Annotated in this window: 22 protein-coding genes; 6 read left to right on the forward strand and 16 right to left on the reverse strand. The window is 51.5% G+C overall.

Features of this window, described 5'->3' with window-relative positions; translation table 11 throughout:
• Positions 1-59 precede the first annotated feature (59 nt).
• From C4520_02310 to C4520_02325, 4 genes are all read left to right on the forward strand, one after another.
• On the forward strand, positions 60-950 hold the full coding sequence (locus C4520_02310) for a hypothetical protein (GenBank protein RJP25455.1): 891 nt from the start codon (positions 60-62) through the stop codon (positions 948-950).
• 158 nt (positions 951-1,108) lie between these two features.
• On the forward strand, positions 1,109-1,861 hold the full coding sequence (locus C4520_02315; GenBank protein ID RJP25456.1) for a hypothetical protein: 753 nt from the start codon (positions 1,109-1,111) through the stop codon (positions 1,859-1,861).
• Between the two features lie 35 nt (positions 1,862-1,896).
• Positions 1,897-2,790, forward strand: a complete 894-nt coding sequence (locus C4520_02320) for a hypothetical protein (GenBank protein ID RJP25457.1) — start codon at positions 1,897-1,899, stop codon at positions 2,788-2,790.
• Between the two features lie 172 nt (positions 2,791-2,962).
• Positions 2,963-4,483 carry a glycogen synthase gene (locus C4520_02325; protein ID RJP25458.1) on the forward strand — a complete coding sequence of 507 codons (1,521 nt, stop codon included), beginning with the start codon at positions 2,963-2,965 and terminating at the stop codon, positions 4,481-4,483.
• Positions 4,484-4,561: 78 nt separating this feature from the next.
• Here the strand turns inward: C4520_02325 and C4520_02330 are convergent, their stop codons facing one another.
• The 8 genes from C4520_02330 to C4520_02365 form a co-directional block, all read right to left on the reverse strand.
• The gene (locus tag C4520_02330; protein ID RJP25459.1) at positions 4,562-5,965 is read right to left on the reverse strand and encodes an MFS transporter; all 1,404 of its coding nucleotides are present in this window, start codon (positions 5,963-5,965) and stop codon (positions 4,562-4,564) included.
• Between the two features lie 112 nt (positions 5,966-6,077).
• A complete protein-coding gene (locus tag C4520_02335) occupies positions 6,078-7,811 on the reverse strand; it encodes a histone deacetylase family protein (protein ID RJP25460.1) in 1,734 nt (577 codons plus the stop codon).
• A complete protein-coding gene (locus C4520_02340; protein ID RJP25461.1) occupies positions 7,786-8,352 on the reverse strand; it encodes a GNAT family N-acetyltransferase in 567 nt (188 codons plus the stop codon). The genes C4520_02335 and C4520_02340 overlap by 26 nt, the downstream gene beginning before the upstream one ends.
• A gap of 9 nt (positions 8,353-8,361) precedes the next feature.
• Entirely contained in the window at positions 8,362-9,348 is a 987-nt protein-coding gene (locus C4520_02345) for a D-alanine--D-alanine ligase (GenBank protein ID RJP25462.1), read from the reverse strand.
• Positions 9,323-10,336, reverse strand: coding sequence for a D-alanine--D-alanine ligase (locus C4520_02350; GenBank protein RJP25463.1), 1,014 nt, complete (start codon positions 10,334-10,336; stop codon positions 9,323-9,325). Before C4520_02350 ends, C4520_02345 begins: the two co-directional genes overlap by 26 nt.
• Positions 10,333-11,613, reverse strand: coding sequence for a KamA family radical SAM protein (locus tag C4520_02355; protein ID RJP25464.1), 1,281 nt, complete (start codon positions 11,611-11,613; stop codon positions 10,333-10,335). The genes C4520_02350 and C4520_02355 overlap by 4 nt, the downstream gene beginning before the upstream one ends.
• A gap of 92 nt (positions 11,614-11,705) precedes the next feature.
• Positions 11,706-11,936, reverse strand: a complete 231-nt coding sequence (locus C4520_02360; protein ID RJP25465.1) for a hypothetical protein — start codon at positions 11,934-11,936, stop codon at positions 11,706-11,708.
• Positions 11,937-12,258: 322 nt separating this feature from the next.
• Positions 12,259-13,689 (reverse strand): sigma-54-dependent Fis family transcriptional regulator, encoded by a 1,431-nt coding sequence (locus C4520_02365; protein ID RJP25466.1) that lies wholly within the window; start codon positions 13,687-13,689, stop codon positions 12,259-12,261.
• Between the two features lie 403 nt (positions 13,690-14,092).
• Here C4520_02365 and C4520_02370 point away from each other — a divergent pair, with 403 nt between their 5' ends.
• Together C4520_02370 and C4520_02375 are read left to right on the forward strand one after the other, a co-directional pair.
• Positions 14,093-15,001: a hypothetical protein gene (locus C4520_02370; GenBank protein RJP25467.1), complete on the forward strand. Its 909-nt coding sequence runs from the start codon at positions 14,093-14,095 to the stop codon at positions 14,999-15,001.
• Positions 15,002-15,090: 89 nt separating this feature from the next.
• Positions 15,091-16,203, forward strand: a complete 1,113-nt coding sequence (locus tag C4520_02375) for a hypothetical protein (GenBank protein RJP25468.1) — start codon at positions 15,091-15,093, stop codon at positions 16,201-16,203.
• A 58-nt stretch (positions 16,204-16,261) separates the two neighbouring features.
• Here C4520_02375 and C4520_02380 read toward each other — a convergent pair whose 3' ends face one another.
• From C4520_02380 to C4520_02415, 8 genes are all read right to left on the reverse strand, one after another.
• Positions 16,262-17,920, reverse strand: a complete 1,659-nt coding sequence (locus tag C4520_02380; protein ID RJP25469.1) for a hypothetical protein — start codon at positions 17,918-17,920, stop codon at positions 16,262-16,264.
• A 34-nt stretch (positions 17,921-17,954) separates the two neighbouring features.
• Positions 17,955-18,242: a hypothetical protein gene (locus tag C4520_02385; protein ID RJP25470.1), complete on the reverse strand. Its 288-nt coding sequence runs from the start codon at positions 18,240-18,242 to the stop codon at positions 17,955-17,957.
• 10 nt (positions 18,243-18,252) lie between these two features.
• A complete protein-coding gene (locus C4520_02390; GenBank protein ID RJP25471.1) occupies positions 18,253-18,489 on the reverse strand; it encodes a hypothetical protein in 237 nt (78 codons plus the stop codon).
• A 134-nt stretch (positions 18,490-18,623) separates the two neighbouring features.
• The gene (locus C4520_02395; protein RJP25472.1) at positions 18,624-19,565 is read right to left on the reverse strand and encodes a methyltransferase domain-containing protein; all 942 of its coding nucleotides are present in this window, start codon (positions 19,563-19,565) and stop codon (positions 18,624-18,626) included.
• Positions 19,566-19,579: 14 nt separating this feature from the next.
• Positions 19,580-20,977, reverse strand: coding sequence for a hypothetical protein (locus tag C4520_02400; protein RJP25473.1), 1,398 nt, complete (start codon positions 20,975-20,977; stop codon positions 19,580-19,582).
• On the reverse strand, positions 20,970-22,442 hold the full coding sequence (locus tag C4520_02405; protein ID RJP25474.1) for an O-antigen ligase domain-containing protein: 1,473 nt from the start codon (positions 22,440-22,442) through the stop codon (positions 20,970-20,972). Before C4520_02405 ends, C4520_02400 begins: the two co-directional genes overlap by 8 nt.
• Before the next feature lie 3 nt (positions 22,443-22,445).
• Entirely contained in the window at positions 22,446-24,518 is a 2,073-nt protein-coding gene (locus tag C4520_02410; protein RJP25475.1) for a hypothetical protein, read from the reverse strand.
• A 21-nt stretch (positions 24,519-24,539) separates the two neighbouring features.
• Positions 24,540-25,778 carry a hypothetical protein gene (locus C4520_02415; protein RJP25476.1) on the reverse strand — a complete coding sequence of 413 codons (1,239 nt, stop codon included), beginning with the start codon at positions 25,776-25,778 and terminating at the stop codon, positions 24,540-24,542.
• Positions 25,779-26,015 lie beyond the last annotated feature (237 nt).

Below are 26,015 nucleotides of genomic sequence, written 5' to 3' on the forward strand. Positions count from 1 at the left end.
CCATTGGTATATCGACGACCTCAAGCGACAGATCGCCGAGTTGCGTGCCGGAGGAGAGGATGCGCTGCAATCGAAGGGCCGACTCGCAAAGGCCCAGGCCGATCTCAAAGAGCTCGAGTTGGCACGACTGCGCAAGGAGACACTCGTTGCCCCGGACGTCCAGCGGATCATTCGGGGTCCGCTCGAGGCAACGCGCACGCGGATCCTCTCGGACTACAAGCGCCTGGCGCCACAGCTCCTGGGCCTCACGACGTTGTCGGAGGTCGAAGCCGTCTTGGAGCAGGCCGGTCGTGAACTCCTCACCGAACTCTCGCGCATTCCGGAGCTCCTCCGAGGCCCTGCGGCATCTGACGCTGGAGGTGATCCCACGCGCGTGGAAGCTGTTCGCCCCGCCTCCGAAGCTCACGCCAAGTCAGTGGGCCGAACGCAACCGGTTTCTCAGCCGCGAAACCGCTCCCGAGTGGGGAAAGTACCACGTTGACCGGGCCCCCTACCAGGTCGAGATGATGGACGCCATCGTCGAGCCCGGCGTGGAGGAGGTCACGTTCATGACCGCCGGCCGCGTGGGGAAGACGACGATCCTGGAGAACATCCTCGGCTATTACATCGACTACGATCCGTCGCCGATCCTCATCATCCAACCCACCGACCTCAAGGCGCGACGGTTCTCGAAGCTCAACCTCGGACCGATGATCCGGGACAATGCCGCGCTCGCCCGTCGGGTGGCCGCTCCGAACTCTCGCGACGCCGCGCACGAGATCCTCTATAAAGCCTTCGAAGGTGGTCATATCGTCGTGGGTGGAGCGAACGCCCCGACGTCGCTCTCCGCGTACTCGATGCGGATCGTCCTCTTCGATCCGCCTCACGACACCTTGCCAATTCGGATTTGGGGGTACATAATTCTACAAAAAATCAACTTTAATGGAGGCGTTACAGCGGCGGTTGTATAAGATGGAGCAGCGGTGTTTCAACTTGTTTCGTCATGTCTCCGTTCCACCTCGAGACAAATTTATATTAATAAGGAGTGACTCCATGTGCGCGATCCTTGAATGCTTTGGATCAAGGCGACGGCGCAGTCCCCGGGCATGGAGGAAAGGAGCATCAAGAGATGTTTTGGTACTTGAAAAAGAACTGGAACGATCCGGTACCCGGCATTGATGATGTCCGGCTCCATTACGTCTGGAGCCCGCGAGGATCTGCCCCCGATTGGGAGCGGTACGGGCAGGTTCGCAGTCTGAACACTTACGCAGAACGGGTCGAAGGAAAGGGAAGGGTTTCTCCTCATGAGGGGAGAGGGGAAACCAGAGTTGTGAGGGCCTTGCCGCCCGGCATGCGCGAGAAGATCATTAAAATCCCGCCGGGACTCTCCAATGGCGAGTTCGGACTGCACGACGCCACTTTTCTGCTCCACCACTACTTCGAGATCAAGCAGAACGGATCCACCTTCTACAGTCAGACCTTCACTGAAGAGATCGTCTCGTGGGAAGTCGAATATCTGGATTGGACGGGATCAATCCTTGCCGTATGCGCCCATTGGGCCATCGATGACATGGATACTCTCGCCTATACTCCGACCGAAGACCCGCGCTTTATCGAGTGGTACGGAAACGACAACGCGTTCAGATCAATCAAGGTGTATGATTGTCAGGACCTCTTGTGGTGGGCTAAAGGAAAATGGTCAATGCTTCAGCCGATGTCGTTGCCGCGCGTCTTTAAGACCCGGCTGTGGGCTCCGTGCGGCTCCCGCATTATTCAGGGGTGGCACGTGGTCCATGCTTACCGAAGTCCGGAAATGTGGCCGCTGAATGACAGTGACGAAATCTACGAAGGCTATGTTACGTACAAGGCGGGTGAGCGATAGAAACATAAGCAACCTGTACATCGAAAGGCAGCCCAATGATGTTTATAGATGCTCACGTGCACGTCGTTTCATTTGACATCCGACAGGAGTTCCAGCGGATGGGCCTCTCCGCTATCTTTGACCATTGCCCGCCCGAGCAAACGAGACAGGCGATCGAGAGCCTGCTGGGCGACATGGATAAGGCGGATGTCGATTCCTCAATCGCCATAACATCGTGCGCTCTTGACATCTTTAATGAATATCACAAAACCCGGCCACAGCGGATCTTCATTGGCTATCTCTACGATTCAAGAAACCCGAAGAGCGGATTTCGCGCACTCCGCAGGACGGTCGACGCGTATCCCCATCTGGTCAAATGCGTGAAGACGATGTTTCCATATCTCGGCCAGCATCCGCTCCAGAAGGAATTCGCCCCGCTATACCGTTTCTGCGAACAACGCAGCCTGCCGATCCAGTTCCACATCGGAGGCGACCCCAACATGGAGAATCTCAGCAATCCGCTCTATTTCGGGAAACTCTCCTCTTTGTTTCCGAAGCTGAGCATTGTCTGTCTTCATGGAGGAGGCGGCATGTTCCAGAACCTTCCCCTTCTGATGAAATTGTGGCCGAACATCTACCTGGAAGTGGAAGCGCTCCAGCTGAACGAAGCCGAAGGCTCCCGTCAGCCGCATACCCTGCAGTATCTCCTGCAGCACATCGACAGCAGCCGCTTGATGTTCGGGAGCGACCGAATCTTTCCGGAAGAAAAATATTTTTGGCGCGTTCAGGCAGCTCGTTCACTCTCGTCCGAGCAGGCTGAAGATGTCTGCTGGAGAACTGCCAATCGGGTATTCGATCTGGGACTCGACAGGAGACGGAGACCCAGGGCCGCCGCCAAGACTGAAAAAAAGGTGGAAAAAAAGAAAATAACGACAAACAAAATCAAATGAGTGGCCAGTAATAAGGCAAAAAACAATAAAAGCAACAAGGGATTGGGAGCAACCGCCCCTCTTTATAATCGTACAGGAAGAACCTGAGGCAGCACCTCCTTTCGCCCTCAACTCGCCGGTGACGACCGCCCAAAAAAACCAATCCCGCAAGAAAGCCAAGGAGAAATCGCGAATGAGGGTGCTGTTCGCGGCGTCGGAAGCGGTTCCTTTCGTGAAGACCGGCGGGCTGGCCGACGTCATTGGCTCGCTTCCTCAGGCCCTCCATCGTTCCGGAAAAGCGGATATATCCGTTGTTTTGCCCAAGTACAACTGTATTAATACCGAACTCCACGATATTGTGCCGACCGGTCTTGGCGCAGAAGTGCCGATCAACGGAGTCGTCGAATGGGCCAACGTGTGGGAATGCAAGCGAGAGATCCATTATTTCTTCATTGATAACCCGCGGTTTTACGACAGGCCGCACCCGTACCAGGAAAACGGATCGGACTATTCAGATAATGCGGAACGGTTCATCTTCTTTTCGCGCGCAGTGCTCGAGCTGTGTCACCGCTTCGACGTACGCCCGGACATCATTCACTGCCATGATTGGCATACCGCACTGATACCGGTCTTTCTTCGAACCAAGACATTTTTCTTTGCCGGAAAGAGACCGGTGGCAAGCGCATTCACCGTCCATAATGCCGGGTACCAGGGGAAATTCCCGCCTGAGAAATTCAAGCAGACGGGATTGCCAAGCAGGCTCTTTAATTCTCAGGCAGGCCTCCGGCATGGCGACGGGATCAATCTGCTCAAGGGGGGATTGCTGTTTTCCGATGTGATTACAACGGTCAGCCCCCGCTATTGCGAAGAATTGAAGAGCTGGCCGGGCGGGAACGGACTCGAAGATGTTTTTCGACGGCGCTCTGACAGCATGGTCGGCATCTTGAATGGAATCGACCTGAACGAGTGGAACCCGGCCTCTGATCCCTTCCTTGTGCGAAATTATGACGTGAATAATCCCGAGGGCAAGCGCGAATGCAAGCGCGCGCTTCAAAAGCGTCTTGCTCTTCCCGATCGAGACGATATCCCGCTCCTTGCCGCCGTCATGCGATTGACCGAGCAGAAAGGGACCCACCTCGTCGAAGCGATCAGCGGGTATCTCGGGGCCGCCGATGTCCAATTCGTCATACTCGGCTCCGGCAATCCCGCTCAAGAAGAAACATTCAGGCGCCTCTCTCGTGATTATGCCCATAAGTGCTGCGCGGTCATCGGCGATACATACTGCTTTGATCAGGCGCTCGTGCACCAGGTGGAAGCGGGTGCGGATATCTTCCTTATGCCTTCCCTCTATGAGCCGTGCGGCCTCAGCCAGATGTTCAGCCTCAGATACGGCACCGTTCCGGTTGTGCGTATGATCGGCGGACTGGATGACACGGTGAAAGAATATGATCCCGCGACCGGCAGCGGAAACGGGTTTACTTTCTTCGACCCCGTTCCGGAGCAGTTTCTCCATGCAGTCGATCGCGCGATTTCATGCTTCAGTGGACAAAAGACGCACTGGCGCCGAATCATGAAAAACGGAATGAGCGCCGACTTTTCCTGGGATACCGCGGCAGCTCATTATCTCGAACTCTACGAACGCGCACTGCGCCTGAAAGACCGCGGAGTTATTGTGGCGGGGAAAAATTCAGAAACATCCCGGTATCGTCTCTGATCGATCGAGGATCAGATCTTACAGGGCTGAAAGTATCGGAGCGAGCCTTCGCTCGCAGGCTGTTTTCGCCGCTTCAGCCTACCTCAAGCTTTTGCGGGCGATCTCCGTGAACGGGTGCAGCAGATAATTGAACCCGCTCGCAATGTTTATCCCTCGAACGCTCCTCAGGACCCGGATCAACTGTCCGACTTGCGCTTCTTCAGGCTCGGATATGTGCCTGAATAACTGAAAACCCAGCAGGCGCATCAAAGTGGAGGCGAGAAAGATGAAATGAAGCGGAACGATCTCGAAGGAAAGGAGGTTCAAGTGAGGCAAGGCAGCGTGCTTGAGTATCGATCCCGCCACGATAGGACCGGTCGCGGCGCCGAGCCCGCCGATTATGCTGTACGTGGAGAAGTAAAGCGAGCGGTTCTCCTTCGGAGAAATTCCAAGCAGCAAGTTGCTCATGCACAGGTTTATGCCGGCCCAAAAGAGCCCGCTTATGATGCTGATCATAACCGGCAAGGCGAGCGAGCCGGGCCGCACGAATATCCAGATGAAGGGGATGCAGATAGCGACTGAACTCGAGAAACGGATAACGGCCTTGTTCTTGACCGTGTCCGACATTCTCCCCCAGAAGCGCATTCCCAGCAGGTCTGCAAAACCCGATATGGTGCCCAATGCCGCCACGAATCCATAGCTGAACTGCAGGTCCTGCAGGAAGAACACCGTAAAGAAAGGCGCGGCGAAATGCACCGAAAACCCCCATACGAGCGCGAACAACAGGAATTTTCTGAAGTTGCGCTCGCGGAACGGCAGCGCCAGATTCGCCAGGAAAGGACGCGTGCGCATCGGCCGCACCATTACCGGCTCTGACACTTTGAGAAGGAACCGCATGCTGATGATGCCGAATATTATCGCTGAGATGAATACGACGCTGAACCCGAGAGATAGCCCGTCCGGCGAGGCATCCTTCAATACGTCAAGCAGCTTGCCATAGCCGAGCATCATTGCCATTCCCGCCGCCCCGCACAACATGTTCCTGTTCCCGAAGAAGCGGCCTCTCATCGAACCGGGAACCATATCCGACATCAGCGACAGCCAGGAGACTCCGCTCACGGAATTGCAGCTATGGGAAAGAAAAATAAGACCGAGGATAAGACTGAACTTCAAGGAGGCCGGATGCACGGGCAGAAGCGCCGTGATCAGAATCGGCGCCCACATGAGGCGCGCCAGCGCCGCCCCCCAGCACCAGAAGACCTTCCGCTTGCCGGTTGTCTCGATCAGGTGCGACGTCGGCCACTGAAAGATCGTCACCAGGAACGGCATTGACGCCAGGATGCCGATCATGAATTCATCCATTCCCAGATGGAGCGCAAAACCCGTAAGAAAAACCCCGCCGGTGAGGGTTGCATACATGTTCGCGAATACCCCCTCATAAACCGAATTCCTCAAATCGGTATCCGTTTCCGTGACGGGGGCAGCCTTTGCTACAACTTCCATATGAATCCTCTCCCAATAACGACTTCAGATATAAAAAATTCCTGCGCAGGGCAGGAACCAATAAGGATGACAAACTGATGAAATATGAGGCGTACTTTACAGATACTGTCGGCTATACCGATGCTCCCGCCGTCAACCCCGCAAAGAAATGCCGGGCGTTGACGCCGAGAGACCTGGTTCGATATCCCCCCTCCTGGACAATGAGAATAGGACACTCCAACTGCGCGATCATCCGGCCATTGAGCTCGAAATCGCGAGCGATTAAACTCCATGTCCCCGTCGGATCGTGCTTGGCCGTGTCAAGCCCGAATGCAATCACAACATAACGCGGGTTGAATTTCGCCACCCGCCTCAGTGCCCGCGTGAGAACTTCTCGATACTGTTCTCCTTCCACGTGCTCGGGAAGCGGGAAGTTCACGTTAAAACCTTCGCCGGCGCCGCCCCCCCGCTCATCCTCAAATCCGCTGAAATAGGGGAACGCGAACTGAGGATGGCCATGAATGGAAATGGTGAGAACATCCGGCCGCTCGTAAAAGATGTCCTGCGTCCCGTTGCCGTGATGGTAATCGATATCCAAAACGGCGACCTTCCCGTACGCGCTGAGGAAAGCAGCCGCGATGGCGGCCGAATTGAAGTAGCAGAATCCGCCGAAGGAACGCCGCTCCGCGTGATGGCCCGGCGGGCGCACCAGCGCATAGGCGAGGTTGTAGCCGCTCAGCAGCGCCTCAGCCGCCGTGAGCGCGCAGTCGACCGCCCGTTCTGCAGCGAGAAAAGCATTGCGGTTCAATGGCGTGAACGTGTCGATGCAATAATATCCGGCGCGTATCGCGAGCTCTTTGGGAGGGCGCGCCACGTTCCTGATCGGAAAAACGTATGGATAGATCGACCTGTTGCTTTCCATGCTCAAACAGATTCTGCGCAAATAGTCCACGAATCTGTTGTCGTGGACCGACTTGATATATTTTTCGGAGAAGTGGCGCGGCTCGAGCCGTTCAAAGACGTCCAAGGAAAAAATCTCGCGGAGGATCGAACGAATTCGCACCGGAGCTTCAACGTAACCCCGCTCGCGCACGTGATGGATGTCATGTTTCTCATTTATCACCAGCGCGACCTTCTTTCCGCGCAGCCGTATCTCTTTCGGAGGAGAGGGTCTTCGCTTCGAATATTTCGGCTCGCGAAGCATGACGGGATCGTCCTTGAACGACTCGACAACCAGGTCCACGTAATCGGGGGTGCACAGATAACGATACTTTCTTTCCAGGATTGCACGAACCGCGGCGCGAGCATAATCGCGACCGAGTGGAATCCCTCGGCCGAGATCGTCATATACGAGGTAGGGAGGGCACTGCAGGTCCGGTCGAACAGGCGTCTCATACGCCGTGTTCACTATCGGGCGAGCCCCGTAACGCTCATAAAAACGGAGACGAGCCGCGTTATCCTTTAGAATCTCCGGTATCCGGCACAGCATCGGGTCGTCCGGCAGGCATTCAAAGAAAATGCCTGCCGCATCAAGCGCAAGAGCTTCCTCCCTTGCCCTTTCATAGAGAGCGCCTCCTATTCCGCCTCCCGCACGCAGGGGAGCCGCCGAAATGAAATCCAGAAACATGAAGTCCAGATCGGAGGCATGATACATCAGCGCAAAGCCCTTCACCTGTGCGCGCATGTCGTCGGCAACGAACAGGATCGGGCGGAAGAGGCGGGAAGGATCGCGCAGTTTTTCGGGAAGGCTCTCCACTTGCTCTTCAGGCAATGCTCGAAATCGCGTCCGAAGGATGTCCTGGACCTGCGTGATCGCGTGCCTGTCGATGAGCACGCCGTCATCATGGATTCTTCGAATGCGAAACATCGTCTTTCGTTCTTGGTAAGGCGGGCATCAAAACCGATTTCCTCGCCGGATAGGGATGTTTTGGCTCCAGGTTTTTCATGAAAATCAACTTGTGGTCGCCTGCTTTGTAAAAATCTGTCAGAATCGAAACCAGTTCATACTGATTTTTCTTGTAAAACGTTCGGGCTTGCTCGAAAGCCGGCAACGAAGAAGTCTCAATATAGATTTGCCGGGCTCCCTGCGAGCGGGCGAGGTGCTCCATATGCTTCACGAGGGCGCCGCCGACACCTTGTCTCCCATAGTGAGTGCTGACCGCAATCCAGTAAAGGTCGTAGGCGGCGTCGGTGATCGGGATCAATCCAAAGCATATGTATCCCGCAAGGTCACCCTGTTCTCCGACCGCGCAAAAAGTCTGGTAATCCCCTCGCTCTGGAAAGCGAAGCGCATCGTCGAGCACCTCGATCGCAACCTTCATCTCGTGTTCGGGGAATACACGTCTCTCCCGCAAGATCCGTACGATCTGATCCTTGTCCTCTCCTTTGAGCGGCCGAATGGTAATCATCAGACGGTCTCATCCCATTCTTTTCTGCACGAATTGAAGAAGCTCATCGATCATCTCCACATAGTGCAGGTCATTCTGGTTCCCCGCCGCCGCGAATCCCGCATCCGGACTGATGCACGGATTCGCGTTCACCTCCAACACGAACACTCTGCCTCGATCATCGACGCGTACATCAACCCGGCCGTAGTCCCTGAGTCCGAATAGACTGAAACATTCCAGAGCCGTCTCCTCCAGCTTGCGGGCGAGCGGGCGCGGGAGGCGCGGGAAAGTTCGCCGCGAATGCTGATATTCAAAAGACGAGACGTCCCATTTCGCGCGATAGCCGACGATCCGAAATAAATCCGGGGGAAAGCCATCAAAGTCTATTTCGGCTATTGGCAACGTCTCCGGCACCGGAAACCCGAAAAGGGAAATATTGAATTCCCGTCCCGCGATGTACTCTTCAATCAGGAGGCAGCCATACCGCTGGAACAAGTCACGCAGGCCCGCGCGCAGCTTGTTTGCTTCCCGAAACACCGATTCCTGATCGATTCCTACGCTGGCGTCCTCGAATCTGGGTTTAACGATCACCGGGAAATTCAGCTTCTCAAGCGCCGGGACTTCATTCCCCTCGTAGGCTTCAAACCTCGGGGTCTTGAATCCGCAGGATGAAAGCAGGCGCTTCGACACCAGCTTGTCGGTACTCAGCATGAGCGCCGCGGTGGGCGAGCCTGAAAAAGGGATATCGAGCAACTCCAACACGGCCGCAGGATGACCGATTAACAGAGGATCTTCGTCCACACTCTCGCAGAGGTTCATCACCAGATGGGGCTTTTCTTCGGCGAGCTTTTGGACGACCGCTCCTACGTCTTTCGTGAAAGCGATTCGCGTGGATTCATATTCCAGTTCGGCGAGGGCCCGTTCCACGGCCTCCACCTGCGTCAGGACGTCAATGGAGGCTTCCGAAAATTCGCGGCCCGTGAGGGCGGGCTCATTGTATAGGATAGCGACCTTCATGTGCTACTTGCTCCACGCTGTATCTCTTTATCGCCGATGTCAGTATCTGCGCAATCAAATCGCGATAGGTCATCCCAACCCGATAGGCGATAAAACACAGGTCGGAATGGTCCGGGTTGAGGCCGGCCAACGGATTAACCTCCATGAAATTGGGGATTCCCTTGCTGTCCATGCGAATATCGATACGGCCGCCGTCGCGACAGCCAAGGCCACGCCAGGCCGCCAGTGCAATCTCCGCCGACTCCTCCGCAATCCTTCCCGTGACCAGAGGATATTCAACGAACCGCTCCCATTCTTGCTTGTTCGAATAGGAATAAGCGTCCGCCTCGGACCCTTCGCGAAGGACCACCTCGACGACGCCAACTGCCGTCGCCGCCTTACCGGTGCCGGTTATGCCTACGGTGAGCTCTCTGCCGGGAAGATACGTCTCCACAAGGACCGGCTGCCTGAATTGCCTCGCGATCGACAGACAGACCCGGCGCAACTGATCGCGGTCCACAATCTTTGAGGCGGCGCTAATGCCCTTTCCCGTGCCTTCCGCCACTGGTTTGGCAAAAAGAGGGAACGGAAGGGTTATCCCCTCGATGTCTTCTTCGCTTTCGACCACGGCAAAATCCGCCGTCGGAATCCCGAGGTCGCGAACGACATGCTTCGTCATTCCCTTATGCAAAGTCAACGAGAGCACCAGCGGGTCCGAAAAGACATAAGGGATATCGTATGCGTCGAGAAGGGCGGGAACCTGTGCTTCCCGCCCGAACCCGCGCATCCCTTCGGCAATGTTGAAAACCATGTCCCAGCGCCCGCCAGCGGCGAGTCGCCGGGTGAGGCTCTCGATATTCCCGATTCGCTCGGTCTCGTGGCCCAGCTCGGCCAGCGCCCGCTCCAGAGCCTCGATCGTATCGAGACGGTCGAACTCGGCCGTCTCTTCCTCGCCGTACCCCTTCTCCAGGTACTCCTGCCGTAAATCATAGGTCAGCCCCATTCTCATCTGCAGGGCGCCCCTTGTTCCGCGTCGACATCCGTCCCGACTCCGGGGCTATCCGGATATCGATAGACGTTGCCTTCGTAATTTCTCAAGAGCAGATAGCCGTCTTCCCGGCCAACCACGTTCTCCGGCAGCAGCGGCACCTTTCCGCCTCCGCCCGGCGCATCGATAACATACGACGGCACGGCGTAGCCGGTCGTATGACCGCGCAGACCCTGAATGATCTCGAGCCCCTTTGATACCGGCGTCCGGAAATGCGAGGAGCCCAGGATCGGGTCGCACTGGTAAAGGTAATATGGCCGCACGCGAGCCCGAAGCAGCCCCTGTAACAGGCTCTTCATCGTCTCGACGGTGTCGTTGATGCCGGCCAGCAGAACGGTCTGGCTGCCCAGCGGGATACCTGCATCGGCCAGGCGCTCGCACGCGCGGACGGTTTCCGGTGTCAACTCGTCCGGATGAGTGAAATGGATGCTCATCCACAGGGGATGATACCGCTTGAGCATCGAAGTCAGAGCCGGCGTAATGCGCTGCGGCAGCACGACGGGCGCCTTTGTGCCAATGCGGATCAGCTCCACGTGCGGGATGCGCCGCAGCCGCGACAAAAGCATCTCCAGCTTGTCGTTCGTGAGGGTGAGCGGATCTCCCCCCGAAAGCAGAACGTCGCGAATGGCCGGCGTTGCTTCTATATACGACAGCGCCTTCTCCCAATTTTCGAACTTGCAGGGCGAAGCCTTCTTCCCAACCATCCGAGAGCGCGTGCAGTAGCGGCAGTACGTCGAGCAAAATTCAGTCACAATGAACAAGGCCCGGTCCGGATATCGATGCACCAGCCCATGCACGGGACTGTCCTCATCTTCACCCAGAGGGTCCGCCGACTCGCCGGGGGCCGCGAGATGCTCCGCCGCCACGGGAATAACGCTTCGGCGTATCGGTTGAGAGGGATCGTTTTCGTCCAGAAGCGTGGCGTAATGAGGGGTGATGGCTACCGGCAAAGAACCAGAGTGGAGGGAAATGCCTTCTCGCTCATCGTCGGTAAGTTTGACAAGATGCTCCAGCCGCTCGAGGGTCTTGATTCGATTGCGCAGTTGCCAGCGCCAATTCGACCAATCTGCCTCGGTGGCTTGCGGGAAAAAACGTTTTCGAAAAACCAGGACCCTGAGGTTTTGCTCAGCGACTGGTATACGGCGGGCGTCTCCACCGGCTCTTTTCCTCTTGAATGTTTCAGATCCTGTCGCACAGACACCCCACCTTTTGTCCTCCGACTGCCCGAGACCGGGCATGGTACCCGGAGGTTCGACTTCTTCAATACTAATGAAGTCCTTTTTCATTTACCCTGTTGTCCTCCAACATGAAAGTTGCCATAACCTTCTTCCTAAATGCTTCCACTCCGATGCTTCTTTTGCAAGCGGTACTGTTTGACCCAGATGACTTTTTTGCCTTCCTCCTCTCTCACCTCACCGCTGACATGTACATTCTGATGAATCAACTGCAGCAGCTTCCCGCCCTTTTCCCGACCGTCGATCCGATACTCATTCTCATCGCCAGTGGCAACGGCGGCGGCAAGAACCTTCCCTTTGGAATCCCACTCCACGGGAATAACCACGCCCGATATTTTTGCGAGTCTGGCTTCCGTAATTGGACCTTCTCACTTTCACTAGCTCAAACATCGATATACAAATTATCGGTATATTAGGAGCAATAACCATGCCATAACGATAACGTCTTATTCTTCAAAGGGTTAAGCAGAGATCAGCAACGTACGCTTTCGGAATCGGAAGTTCCTCTTTTTTCGCCCGCGCTCATGCAGAAAAGCCTTGTCGGGCCCAGATAGACAGAAATGTCAAGAAAAAACATCATACCGGAACAAGATGTTCCTATTTGTGATAATATCAGAACTGGGAATTCCTGAATCGGAGGGAGTGCCTCTATGACCGGGAGCCGAATCGCCGAACCGGGCTCTCCTTGAAGTCTTCTTTGCGAAGCCCGTATTTCTTCATCAACTTGTGCAATTGGCGCGACGTTATACCCGCCGCCCGTGCGCTTTGTTCTATTTTTCCTTTGTGAGCCGACAGCAGCCCGTTGAGATATGTCACCTCCACCTGCTCGATTCCGCGGCGGCGGGCCTCGCTGATGCTGATCGAGGTGTCCAGACTTACCCATGAGCGCGGTGATTCGGAAACGAAGAGCTCGCTTGGGAAACTCTCGGGAGTGAGCATGGACGAGGACTCGAGAATGTAGGCGCGTTCGAGAAGGTTCTCGAGTTCGCGGATGTTTCCCGGCCAGGAATATTTTTCGAACGCTTCCATCACATACGGATGGACGTCGTAAATCTGTTTCGTGTAGAACTTGTTGAGCTTCTTGAGGAAACCCTCGACCAGCAAGGGGATGTCCTCGATGCGCTCGTTCAGCGGCGGTATCTCGATCGGGAACACGTTCAGGCGGTAGTACAGGTCGCTTCTGAACTGGCCGGAATCGCACATCTTCTTGAGATCGGTGTTGGTTGCGGCGATGATGCGGACGTTCGCCTCGATTGATTCCTCGCCGCCCACTCGTTGGAACGTACCATCCTGCAGTATCTGCAGGAGCTTGATTTGAGCGGATGGCGTTACGGTGCCGATCTCATCGAGAAAAATCGTTCCTCCTTTAGCGATCTCGAACCGGCCAAGCCTGCGCCGGATCGCTCCCGTGAAGGCGCCTTTTTCATGTCCGAACAATTCGCTCTCCAGCAGCGTATCCGGAATGGCGCCGCAGTGAACGCTGATGAATTTATTACCCCTGCGATTGCTGTGCTCGTGGATCAGTTCGGCGAGCAGGCTCTTGCCGGTGCCGGTTTCCCCGATCAGGAGAACCGTGCTTTTTGTCGGCGCGACCGACCGGATTTTCTCGAAGACTTTTTTCATCAACGCGTTTCGCGTCTTGATGACGTCGAGATCGTCCGTATGCCAGAACTTGTCGCGCAGGTAATCGAGTTCGGACTGCATGATGACCATCTCGTAGATGCTCTCGATTACATATTTCACTTCGTCCGGATTAAGCGGATACGTAAGGTAGTTGCTCGCGCCCGCCTTGACCGCCATCACGGCTTCCCGGATCATTTCCGGTCGCGTCATGACCACGATCTCGACAGTCGGATACAGGTGCCAAAACGGCTGGAGCGCCGCCTTGTAACCTTCGCCGGTTGTGGAATCCCGAAGGATCTCGATATCGATCAGAATAAAGTCGTGTCGCTTTTTCCGAAGCAGCTCGAAAGCGGCCGCCTTGTCTGCCGCGCTCGCGACTTTATAGCCGGCGCGAAAACAGGATTGGACTTGCCCGATGGTTTCGGCTTCCTGCGATATGACCAGTATCGATTTCATTCCGTCCTCGTCTCTGAATAACTACAGCAAGCGGAGAAAAATTTATCCGCTTGCTGCACCTTATTATACAGCAACTGTACTCAGAAGTGAAACGGCTTTGTGGCCGCCGGGGGAAGGCGAGGGAAATGAAATACCTCATGCGCAACCACCCGGCATTCACACGTTCCGCCCGAGGCGGTGGGTTGTATGGAAATCCTCCTGCTCCTGAAATATAATAAGAGTGCGCTTGCTTTCACCTTTCTGTGCCCGCTGTATCCGTGAGCCTGTGCATGAGCGGCTGCCGCGATGGGGGAGTTCCCCCAACTTCGATTCCAGGCCCGGGGCGCATTCAGTGAGGAGCAGGTAACCGGAGAAAGTAGACTATCAGCCGTTCCCGGAGCAAGGAGGCTTCTCGAAGAGAAACATGAAATCGAGGCTTACCAGGATCATATGTTCTTATTGCCTTTTCTTCGGGGTCATCATGTTTTCGGCCATTAAAGCCAGCAACCTGCTTACAGCCTCAGCATTTCCCTACATGCCGGACAGGCGTCTCCTCGAATTCGACCGGACGTTGGAGGGGTACGCCAGTTCGCCTTCGCCCGGCCGGCGCTACGTCATTCTGGGGAGCTCCTACGCTGAAGCCCTCGACACCTCCTATATCAATCTCGGGCTGATCTCAACGGTTCCGCGGGAACATATGCACATTATCAAAAAATGCCCGCCTGCGGATACGGTCCTTTATGTCTTCACCCTTCTGGACCTCTTTTATGCAAACTCTCCAACGCGCGAATATGTCATACGACCGCCGCTGCGGCGCCTGTATCTATGCAAAATGAGCCTTCTCTACCGGGCGCGCCTCTTTGATCGAGTCGAGGAAAAGCCAGGCAGCTATCATGAGGAGTACCGGCTTCTGCAGTATGCAGCGGGAAGGGAGAGCCTGAAAGATCTGTGGGCGGATAGAACGATCCAGTTGATCGGAGGACTCGCTGCGTGCGAGCGAGTGGACCTTGCTCCGCTGAGAAGGCTGCAACAGCTTCATCCGAATATCATCTTCGTTCTTCATCCTATTTTGCCATTGAAATCGCTTCCCGAGAACAGCGCCTTCGCGCGACAGGTGAACCATCTCGTCACCCGGCAGCACGAGCTTCTGGAAAACATGCAGCAAAGCGGGTTGCCCTTTATCGATTTATCCAATGAGGTGAAATCCGAACAATTTATTGATCTCCTCCATGTCAGGCCGGAGGCCGAATTGGGCCGCAAACTCGAGGATGCCCTGATGGACAGAGAATTCCTCAAAGAGCCTCTGATTCGGGCGCCCGTTCCCGCGGGATAAGGAAATGGATATCCTTGACAAATCAAAGGCTGCTGTGCTTCAATTAACGCATTCAACTACAGTCGAACTTTCTAACGAAGAGGGAGCCAATGGCAAGATGCCGTAGATGTCTGCTGACCGATGCGATTCCGGACGTGAATCTGGATGAGGACGGCGTGTGCAATGAATGCCGCGAGTTTCGGCCTGAAGTCTATGAGCCCGACCCGGTAACCAGGGAACAGCAGCAAAGACAGCTCGATTCGATTCTCACAAGGTATAAGGGCAGAGGCGCTTACGACGTGCTTGTCGGTTTGAGCGGCGGAAAAGACAGTGCTTATCTGATTTACCGGCTAAAGGAAGAATACGGGCTCAGGGTGCTGGCTTATTCTTTTGATAACGGCTTCCTGCCGCCGGCGGCGCTGAAGAACATCAGGCAGACTTTGGACACTCTCAAGGTTGATCACTACATGGCGCGCCCCAGCTTCGATCTGTTGCGGAAGGTCTACATTTACATGCTGACACGAACGTCCGGCAGCGTCATTCTGAAGCTCTGCCCGATCTGCGCTTCCTTCTATGGAAATATCGCAAAAAGTGTGGCATCGAAGTTCAACATCCCCGTGGTGGCTTTCGGATACTCGCGAGAACAGGATGACCCCAATTTCCGAATCCCCCGGAGCCGGTACTATGCATTTGCAACTCAATTCATGCCGCGGGACCTGTTCGATAATGTTCTCAATGCAGATGAACGCGCGTATCTGAAAGAAATCTATTGCGACCAGGTGAGAAAGATCATGCCGAACTGGCTGACTAGGGCGCTGGCGTGGGAATTGCCCACCTCCCAGTTCCGGTTTGCGATCCGGAAGTGGCCCATGGTCGTCGCTCCCTATAAGGTCTGGGGATACAATCCCGATGAGAACAAGAAAAAAGCCATAGAGTTGGGGCTGCTTGCAGATGGAAAAGCCCACCCGCTGGACACTAATTGCCATCTCGTGCCGGTCATGTATTATTCGGATTACAAGCGCCAGGGATGGACCGTGTTCGTCTATGAGTTGGCTCGCCTGGTGAGACAGGGTAAAGTCGATCGCTCCATCTGGGCCAAAGAATTCGACCAGGGCGACCTCGAGGTGGAAGAAGGCACCTTCCGGAAAGAAACAGTGGACTATGTCTTGGACCGGCTCGGAATAACCAGAGAACAACTGACGGCGAAAACAGCGGGGGGTTGAAGGAGGAGCCTGTTTCGACCTGAAAACGGCTCTCCGCTTCTCAGCCGCTTCAATCGGTTCAATCTACGTATCCAAGCCCGCGCAACGAGTCTATGATGCGCTCCTCATCCTCGGCGCCGTACGCGTCTTCCCCGTGCCCCCCGAAGGCCTCGGCAGTTGATTCGTCATAGGCGATGGGGTGCGCCTCAACGTATCCATCCTGAAAAATCTCCACCAGCACCCGGCCGTCCATTTCCTTCGGAACCGGAAACCCGAGAAGGTAAAGGAGCGTTGGCGCAATGTCCTGAATGTTTGCGGCTGGAATCTCCCGCCGCCTGGCAAAGTTCGGACCGGCGGCGAGAAAAACTCCTTCAATGCGGTGCATTCCGCTGAGCGGCGGAGAATGCCTCGTATCGAACCATTTTCTCTTATCGAGCCTCTCGTTGGGAACATAGGTGATCCCCGCGATGCTCAAATACAGGTCCGGCCCAAAGGTGGAATACGGACCCGAATACAGGGTTCTTTGATCTGCAATTTCGATCGGGCCCACTCTATCACTGAGTTGGCTCAGTTTTCGGGATATCTCTGAAAGCAGTTCCTCGTAATCCCGCCCGTGCTCCACAATACCGAATGGTTCCCTGCCTTTCACATTTATCCTCAGCCCGAACAGAGTGGTATAGGCCCTGGTCCTGGACCAAATGATGTCCCCTGTGTCGTTCCTTGCTTTCACCAGCGGAAACGTGAGAGGGATCTGCAGCACCTTCCTGGGGAGCAATCCATTCAAGAACCGCAGCTTCAATCGCTCGAGAATTCTAACCAATTGAGTTTTCTTCAGGACCAGCCGCGGAACCCGCCGCACGGTCATATAGTGGTGGTCCATAAGCCACCTATTGAGATAAAAGTCCCCATGGTATGGTCCGAAACCGTGGTCGGACACAATAATGACCGGCGTTTCCGCTTCAACTGTTTCAAGCAGCCGGCCAACCATGGTGTCAACCAGGCGATAGGCTTCCTGAATCAAATTTCCCAGCGCTTTTGCGCTCTTTTCTGAATAATGAGGGTGGGCAGGATCGCCGAGGTGCCAGAAATAATGCTGCAACCTGTCCAACAGGGTCAGAACGACAACGAAGACATCGGGTTGTTTCTCTTTTTGAAGGGCCACAGACACAGCAACCCGCTTTTCCTCGATCGAGACCATGTCCTCGAACAGGGCTCTGAATTGCTCCACCACTGTCTTTGGATCGTTCTCCCAAGAAATGATGTCGCTGAAATCGCGATCCACCCGGTAACCACTGAACCTGCTCGCGATCTCCTCGCCCAATTCAGGCGGATGACAGTATTTCTCATCATTCGCGGCCACGGGAATGCCGGGAATGACGAATCCATTGATTTTTGGCGGCGGATAAGTCATCGGAATGTTGACCATACCCACGGTTAGCCCGGCTTTCGAGAGGAGCGATGGGAACGTTTCGCTCCGAATATCGCGGAATGAGCACGGCACCTGCTTCATCGAATCGGGTGCCGGTTTCGTGAAATGAAAAACCCCATGCTTTCCCGGGTTTTTCCCCGTCAGAAAAGAGGACCAGGCGGCCGGACTGTTTGGCGGAATCACGGAATCGAGAATCGCGGAGGTTCCTCGTTTGGCCAGTGCGGCCAGATTCGGCATGCGGCCCGCTTCGATCAGTGGCGACATCACGTCCCACGTGGCGCCGTCAAGGCCAATAATAAGCGCTTTCATCAGTTATTCTTCTTGGCAAAGGTGTCCCAGTGGTTTAAGTACCCGGCAGGAAAAAATTCTTGAGAATCCAGAACAAACCCAAGAAGCTAAAGGCAATGGTGAGATAGAGCAACATGAGGTCAACGACTAGGGCGCGGTCCAATTTGCGCGCCAGCGCCTGCTTTTCCCGGATTTCTTCAATGGTAAGCCATTCGCCGTTATAGGGAAACTTGTCCTCCCTCTTCATTTCCTCAAGTTTTCGCTCAAGCGTTTCCTCGAGAACCGGAGTGATTTTCTGCCTATAAGATTCAATCGCGTCTTGTTTCTTTTTCGAAAATCGCATAAGTGGTCCCTCAGAAAATGTAAATCAAAATGAGCACTATTAGATAAATGCTGGAAAAAGCCATAAGGACCCCAACAGAAATGGCGGCCAACAATCTTAACACTCTGCCTAACTTGTATAATGCCAATTTGGGTGGAGCGGGCAAAGAAGAGTCTTGTATCATTCTCCCCTGAATTCGCGTGAAAATTTGTTTTTCAACTTCTTTCGCTATGATCAGCTTTTCTGACTGTACGAGTTCTCTTTCCATAAGAGTACTTATCCCTTTAAATTTTTCCATCAAAAAGCACAGAGAAAAATAGTAGAGCAAACTCGATCACGTTTATCCGGCTACTCATATAAGCGAACGATCAATATGATCAAAAAAGTTCCGCCTTTTCGAGTCTAGCAGTCACCAAGCTTTGTTAGATTCCACCCCATCTGTGAGGAGGCCACGTCTTCTTCACGCTTAGCCGATATCTCAAAATAGTTTATCTGTGACATGAAAGAATCATGAAATTCTTGCTTAGTTTTTCCAAGTATATCCGGGTGTACGTGATAATGTTTTTTCGGTTGACAATACCATATGTCGCGTATGGCGAAGCCGTGACTCGTGCAGAGGTCAATATATTGGGGTAGAAGGACGCGATTCATAGGAAGCTTCTTGTCATTCAACATTTTGAAAGTTCCGTCGGAATATTTCAGGTGGGAGAGCACGTTGTTTTCATTGAGAATTCGTAGCCGCGGATATCTCGTGAATACATGATAAGCATGATCCGACAGATCTACGGAATGAAACATTATTCCTCCCGGTTTTACCAAAGTTTTGAATGCAGAGAAAACGTCGTCCAAATCTTCCACATGCTCTAACACATGGTTTGAAAAAAGACAGTCCACTTTCGGAATGTTCAACTGGTATAGAAACTCACAACTCACGTGGTGGGGAATCATGTGTATCCGGGAAGATATTTCGGTGATTGAAAGTTTGCCTTCACAGCTTTCTTTATAACTCTGAGAAATAGATTCGATATATTGAAGTCTATTAGGAAATTCTCTTCGATGTGTAGTCAATTCATTAACTTCATCGGCTAGAAAAACTTCCCTTGCTCCCTCTAATATCATTAAAATGGCTGTTGTAATATCATTGCCCGGCCCAACTTCAAGAATCACTTTGCAGTCGATTGGGCCCGCTTTCAGGTAACGGTTAACTATTTGCATATATAAAAAAGGAGAATAGTAATATTTGCGTCTGCCAAAAACCTTCTGCAATAGAACGTATACTTTTGGAGATAATGACTTTCTTAGAATCCGATAAGTCATATCAAGCACATTTTTGTACGCGGTCATTTCCCATTCTTTCCTTATATCACATTTTTCCTTTCGCGCACCCGGTCAATATAATTGAGGAACAATGCCAAGAATATCCCGCCCGCAAGACCAAAGACCCACGCAACCAGCAGGTTCAACCACAAAATCGGGAAGACTGGTGTACTTGGGGGTGCGGCAGCATCAACTGTAACAAAGTAGGGGGTCTTATGACGTTCTTCGACTGTGGCGTTGTTCAGGTTCTGCTTCAGGTTCTGAAGGAAATCCCTCAGCGTCGTTATCTCCAGTTGCAGCTTGTCGTATTCTGCCTGCAGTTGGAGGTAGCCATTGATCCGTCCGCTGAGACTGTCCCTGACTCGTGCAAGCGTGTCCCGCTTTGCGGCAAGTGTCGTCGCTTGAATCAGGTTCGCCGTTAAATTCTTCCGGAGAGTTTCGTAGTGCATGTCCGCCGGCTTGATTGTGCTGTTCATGATCTGGTTGATACGGCTGCTGATCGCCTGCTCAATGCTCACCCGCCGCTCCTCAAGCGATATCATGCGGGGGTGGTCCGGCTTAAGCCGATATTTTTCGGACGCGATCTCGCCCTCGAGTCGAGCCAGATCCTCTTTCTGGGTTTGCAGGAAGCTGTCATAAGACAAGATGTCCGAGTTCAGAACGAGGAGGCCCTCCTGCTCCATCTGCACTTCAAGACTCTCTCTCTCCTTGTCGTTCTGCTGGATGAGGACAAGCGTATCATTGATGGTCGCCTCGATGCCGGCTTTTTGATTTATCAGGATGGTCAATTCCTCCTGCAGTGAGGCGATATTGTTCTTCGAGTGGAATTGCTGGAGCCCGTCTTCTGCGTCGCGAAGCTTGATTGTGTACTCTTCGATATCGTGTTCCAGATAATCGCGCATTCCACCAAATGGATTTGTCGCAATCCCCGAATAAAATTCATTGGCGGCCTCGACAAATACATTTGCGATAAGCGCTGCGACTTCAGGATCCCGGTCCCTCACGTCGATCTCGATCAGATTTTCCGAGTTGATGTCAAAGTCCGTATTCCACTTGATGTGTCGCAGGCTTCTCTTGCCCACCTTCCTTTCGACTATTTCGGCAACGGTACCACTCTTCAGTATGCCCAGAATTCCCTTCTGTACTGATTCTTGACCAGTCGGCAGAGGCGGCAAATTTCCGTTCGAGCCAGCTGTCAAATCGACGGAAGTATTTTGCGATGTAAAAAAGGCTGAGATTGTCGCCTGGTAAGTTTTAGGCAGCGTATAGCTGAGGACGGCGGTGGCTATAATGCAGGAGATGGTGACCACGTAAATCATTCCTCTCCTTCTGTAAATAATGGAAAGGTAGTCAAAAAGTTGAGGCTCCTTCTCTTTTATAGGCATATAACCAAAATGAAGAGATTCTTTCTCCACTGCCGAATAATCTGATTTAGTCATTTAGGTAATCCTTTTCTGTTTCCCTGTTCAACAGGATACTTGCCTCAGTCACGGCAAGAACCAACCAAAGGTGTTTCAAAAACATAAATGGTTGAAATGGAGCGGCGACCAGATATATTAAGCAGACCAGGAACAATATTCTGTAAGTGCAACCATGAGGCGGAGTTGGGGCGGGAATAGCCAATAGCCCTATCCGTATCACGATAAAAAATAAAAAACACCAGAAGATTAGAGCACCCAGTAGGCCGAAATCTGCAGCCGGTTGCAAGAACGTGTTATGGACGATGAGATTGAATACATTATTATAATCTGAGAAATTTCCCAAGCCGATTCCGGTCAAAGGGAAATGCCTTATCGCCCGAAAAGCGATCTGCGATGTATATATCCGAAAATCCGCCGAGCTGGTATTCAATTCCAAAAAGTTCTCGACCATATACGAGGTCAGTCCGACCAATGTGGCAGCAATTGCTATCAGGAGATACAACAGCAAAACATGTATTCCTTTGGACGGTTTGTACAGAAAACTAATCAGGCAGACGACAACCGCCAGAGCCATCAAAGCTGATCGACTAAGGGGTGGACCCTGCGAGACTAGGAGAATGATGATGCAAAGCCAATACATGCACTTCCTTTTGACCCCCAAATCTTTCTCCCATAAAAGGTAGCCTAACAAAATAACTGTTGAAATGGCTGTAACGACGCCAAGTTCGTTCGGCGAAATCATTAGAGCCGTCGATCGGGGCAGCAATCCGAAAGGAGTCTCCAGCCAGACAAATACTCCCGTCGAAAAGGTTATCTCCGATCCAGTTATAAAAAAATATGCAAGCTGAAATAATCCTATCACTCCCGAAATCAATCCAAAAATGAACATATAGTCCAGGAACCTTCTCACCTGATTGAAGTCGTTTACAAAAAGCACAATAAATGAAAAGAATCCTAACCGAGAGCATACATGGAGAGCCACCGTTAAGAGGCCTTTGATTTTTTCCCCAACACCTAGGCAAGGTGCCATCAAAGAATTGAGCCAGAAGACGGCGAGGCCAATGATGAATAAAAACGTGGGGCTGGCTCTGAACTCAGTCCTTCCTTCCAGACAGCTTCTCGCAAAAACAACCAAAAAGGCAATAACCAATACGATGAATCCGATCTCTATTATATTCTCAGAGATTACTGTGACGAAAGGTGTTAGAACTAGCAGAAAAAGAAGTAAATTATTCGTGAAATTCCTAGAAAAGAAATAAGACAAGCAGGAAAGAAGCAGGAGGCATACTAAAAATAAGATCGCAAATTCAAATGGAATAACTGTTGATATGTTAATGGTACCATAATAGAAATCAAGGTGCGAGAACACAAGAGGGTCAATGAAAACCAAAAAAGAAAGCATCAGCCCCACTGCAAATGCCAGGAATATGTGAGCCCACGCAAAAGGTAATTTGAAACTTCCGGTGGTAGCTTGGGGTTCCATAATTTAGATCGCACCTATTTCTATGAAGTGAACGGAATATGGTTCTAGCTCAACCGGGAGAGTCAGGGTGTCTTCTTTTACGATTGTCACGGTTTGAGTCGGTTTCAGGACGATACCAGCCTTTCTATTGATTTCCTGAGCTTGGGTGAATACATCTGGATCGAAGGTTTGTTTATATGAGGAATAGTACTGCATCAAGCGCTTCTTTTCCTTTTCAGGCAGTTCCCACGCTGACGGATTGTAGTATCCCTTTCTCTTGATCATTTGGATGGCTTTTTCTCCTCCATCTGGTGGGACGTTTCTTTGAATAAGGTAACGCTGGAAAGAGTTTAGTTTAAGGTCCATCATCTCTCTGTTTATGGTGTCCTTGTATTGGAATGCATTGCAGGTATTTTCGTCAATAACAAAATGACGTAATTCGTAGTTTTTCTCCTTTAGCAGTTCAGAAATACTCAACGTGATTCGCTGTTTAACGGTTTTCTTGTTTTCCAGAGCCTTGTAGTAAACGCTCGCATTTCCCAATACACTTCTAGTTCGTTCGTCGGCTGCTCGCAAACTCTTCGGTTCCACTCCTGTCTTCATATAATCGATCAATTGTTGGCGGGAAATCCTCTGGGATTGGAGATATTCCCCTGAAATTCTTTCAGCTTCCAAGTATGCCAACATCGCAAGTTGCGTATTGACAGGGGGGTGATTCCACACCATGATGAAGAAACTTTGGCCATTGCGTACCGCGAGAGCGCCAATGTGAGGATATTCCGGAATATCAACTTTCAGCCGGTCCCCTCCCTGCATCCGCTCAAGTAAAGAAAAGACATGATATGCTGGTTTCTTTATGCCGTATTGTGTCAATATTCCTAAACTTCCATGTAATTCTGAGGGTTTGGAGAAGTAGTCCTGGATGCAAAAAAAGGTATGTGAATCCAGTCCGCTATTTTCCATCTCCTGTAAAAAAGCGGGAATATAGCTTGCGCCCACCACATCATCTCTTTCAACTGTAGATTCGACTCCATTTTTTCCAATTGCCAAATTCCATTCTGTCATAATCAGTGGGGTATTTCGATCGAACCCGAATTCTTGCAACCATTTCCTGGTATATCGCCCGGCCTGAAATCTTTGGACAACGCTGACATTTGATCCATAATGATGCCATGCGATAAAGTCGATTGGGATTTTTTCGTCATGACAAAACTTGATGAATCTATAGATTAAACACCCCTTTAATTCGGTGCCATCAATAGGAAGCGATTTCCCATTTATATCATGATCCCACCGCGAAACAATGGGTCCCCCGATCTTGACAGAAATTCCATATTTCTCATGTATTCTCTTTGCAGCCAAATGAGAATGTTTATATAACAGAAAATATTCCTGTTCAGTGCCTCGCCAATATCCTAAATCGGGTTCATTCCATATTTCATAGAGAATATTATCAAATTTGTTATCTATACTATAGTACTTTATCGTTTCGTAAACCAGGCTTTCCCATTCGCCCCAGTTAGTAGGGGGCATTGAGTTCCTCTTTATTTCCATGTCCCATTCATCGCAATTTGATGTGCAACTCGAAATTCTGTCCGGCATGCCAAATAGGTTGAGAATTACCTTCCCTCCGCTTTTCTTTATTGTCGTCATCAATTCAACGTAATCTTCCTTTTTATGGACTCCTGTGTCCAGCAGATGGAAGTATAGATGCAATCGATATGTATCATTTAAGGCAAAATCCTGATTGAAAGTGTCAATCACAAGTCGGTCTGCAAATGCGTGCGGAAAACCATGGCCGTTCAGATCAATACTTGCGGAATATATGGTGGGCAATTTCCCCTCGATCCAATTTAGATTTATGGGTACGACTATGCTATCCTCCATTTGATCAGTTGAGGCCAAGCGGCCTGATGCATCTGGAGCGGCAACATCGGTATGAGGAGTATCAGAAAGGTCAGCAGCGGGAGCATTTCTACCCTTCTGCTTCGCGCAAAAAACGCTTAATACTACTACTAGGACGAAACCAAGCAGCATGCTTAATCTGTAACGGCTTTCTTTGTCGCCTTGCTTATACTCAGATATAATTTTGAACATGTGTACCCTCCCTTGAGTTTCTTAATGTTCAATATTTGAGACTTTTCGAGGCAGGTTGTTGGATCCCTTTGGGCAAGCATCAATCAGCCTTGCTGCCCCTATTACTACAGCAGCGATCAATAAAGCATCAAAAGGTATTCTGAATCTTATTCTGGTAAAAAAGATAGCAGAAAAGGCTCCACTTGTAATGTATGAGACTAAGAGAAACCATTCCAGTAAACTCAGTTTCGTTCGGTAAGCCATAGCAAGACGTACAAGAAAAAAGAGAAGCAATGGCCAATAAGTGAATAACATGATATTCGTTTTCAAAGTGCTCATTTCGGAAGATGTGGCAAGTTCATTTTTATAATGGAAGTAATATGCAAACTTTAAAAAGTAGTTTTTGATCGTAAGAAGTTTGTTTTGCATAATAAAATCTATAGCACTATCACGATAAAATGTGTCCCGAGAAATTTCGTCCAAATTTTTCAATTCGGCTTCTTTAATGTATTTAGATATATCCACCATCGTACCTAGTAGCGGATCAAAATTCTCCGAATTTCCCAACAACAGGTTCAGCCCACCATTGGATGAAAAAGGTACAGGACTCCCGAGCGTGGCCCAATTTCTTGCTGACCATATGCCAATGCAAAAGACGAAACCAAAAAAGAAAAAGAGGAGCTTTTTTATCTTCCATTTCTTGATGAATGCGATCCACCCGCCAAAGAGAATAACTGTCGGCAGGAAAAGCGGAGCCGCAAGCACTAGCAAAGCGCTGAGACTACCAATCAGAGAGGCCTTTTTCATGCTAACGCTTGACCTTGCGAAAGTAAGCCATATTATCAAAATATAAAGGAGCATTGCAAGGGTTTGAGGGTATATCGTTCCAGCTGTATACGAAAACAAAGGATAACCGATCGCGACCAGAACAGACGCTATTGCCCAAAAAGGAGACGTCTCATTTTTGACTAACCTGTAAAGGTAGTAAAGCGTAAGGCACAAGAAGCCGAAGTTAAGTATCCTGCCCGCTACTGGCCGACCGAACAAATAAGCTGGCAAGGCTAGTACTATTGGATATAGCGGAGGTCTGTAAGCAGTTGGCTTATGGCTTTCCAAACAGAAACAATGCTCAGAAACTAAATTGCGTGCAATCCTCCAGTACTGCCTTTCGTCGGGATATCTGAGCTTATCACCTAACACGAAAGAATAGATAACCCCTATGATGAAGAAAGCGACAAGCAAAGACAAGAGCAGAGTCCATTCGTGTCGTCCAGTAATCATCCTTAGGTGCAGCCCACCTCTTTCCGGCATACAGCGCGCTGTCCTTTCTCTTAATCTCTGTTTCTATTGGACAAATAATTTAGCAAGCTCTGTCCTGCGTAAAAGTAAAGTATACAATATTATTACAATTCCTTCAAATTTTTCTCATTTTTTCTCTTGGAAAGTTGACCATTTTTGATCTGTACATCTAGCAAATTTTTTTAATTTAAATCCCCCAAAGGCTCGCTTCCGGAAAAC

The organism is Candidatus Abyssobacteria bacterium SURF_5, from assembly GCA_003598085.1.
Classification (GTDB): Bacteria; Abyssobacteria; SURF-5; order SURF-5; family SURF-5; genus SURF-5.

Coding starts and splice junctions, on each gene's coding strand:
- C4520_02410 (RJP25475.1), bottom strand. CDS start 24,518: ATGTTCAAAATTATATCTGAGTATAAGCAAGGCGACAAAGAAAGCCGT.
- C4520_02415 (RJP25476.1), bottom strand. CDS start 25,778: ATGATTACTGGACGACACGAATGGACTCTGCTCTTGTCTTTGCTTGTC.
- C4520_02400 (RJP25473.1), bottom strand. CDS start 20,977: ATGACTAAATCAGATTATTCGGCAGTGGAGAAAGAATCTCTTCATTTT.
- C4520_02355 (RJP25464.1), bottom strand. CDS start 11,613: ATGCCCGGTCTCGGGCAGTCGGAGGACAAAAGGTGGGGTGTCTGTGCG.
- C4520_02315 (RJP25456.1), top strand. CDS start 1,109: ATGTTTTGGTACTTGAAAAAGAACTGGAACGATCCGGTACCCGGCATT.
- C4520_02380 (RJP25469.1), bottom strand. CDS start 17,920: ATGAAAGCGCTTATTATTGGCCTTGACGGCGCCACGTGGGACGTGATG.
- C4520_02335 (RJP25460.1), bottom strand. CDS start 7,811: ATGTTTCGCATTCGAAGAATCCATGATGACGGCGTGCTCATCGACAGG.
- C4520_02395 (RJP25472.1), bottom strand. CDS start 19,565: ATGACCGCGTACAAAAATGTGCTTGATATGACTTATCGGATTCTAAGA.
- C4520_02345 (RJP25462.1), bottom strand. CDS start 9,348: ATGAAGGTCGCTATCCTATACAATGAGCCCGCCCTCACGGGCCGCGAA.
- C4520_02375 (RJP25468.1), top strand. CDS start 15,091: ATGGCAAGATGCCGTAGATGTCTGCTGACCGATGCGATTCCGGACGTG.
- C4520_02340 (RJP25461.1), bottom strand. CDS start 8,352: ATGATTACCATTCGGCCGCTCAAAGGAGAGGACAAGGATCAGATCGTA.
- C4520_02365 (RJP25466.1), bottom strand. CDS start 13,689: ATGAAATCGATACTGGTCATATCGCAGGAAGCCGAAACCATCGGGCAA.
- C4520_02350 (RJP25463.1), bottom strand. CDS start 10,336: ATGAGAATGGGGCTGACCTATGATTTACGGCAGGAGTACCTGGAGAAG.
- C4520_02320 (RJP25457.1), top strand. CDS start 1,897: ATGATGTTTATAGATGCTCACGTGCACGTCGTTTCATTTGACATCCGA.
- C4520_02330 (RJP25459.1), bottom strand. CDS start 5,965: ATGGAAGTTGTAGCAAAGGCTGCCCCCGTCACGGAAACGGATACCGAT.
- C4520_02310 (RJP25455.1), top strand. CDS start 60: ATGCGCTGCAATCGAAGGGCCGACTCGCAAAGGCCCAGGCCGATCTCA.
- C4520_02370 (RJP25467.1), top strand. CDS start 14,093: ATGAAATCGAGGCTTACCAGGATCATATGTTCTTATTGCCTTTTCTTC.
- C4520_02325 (RJP25458.1), top strand. CDS start 2,963: ATGAGGGTGCTGTTCGCGGCGTCGGAAGCGGTTCCTTTCGTGAAGACC.
- C4520_02390 (RJP25471.1), bottom strand. CDS start 18,489: ATGGAAAGAGAACTCGTACAGTCAGAAAAGCTGATCATAGCGAAAGAA.
- C4520_02385 (RJP25470.1), bottom strand. CDS start 18,242: ATGCGATTTTCGAAAAAGAAACAAGACGCGATTGAATCTTATAGGCAG.
- C4520_02405 (RJP25474.1), bottom strand. CDS start 22,442: ATGGAACCCCAAGCTACCACCGGAAGTTTCAAATTACCTTTTGCGTGG.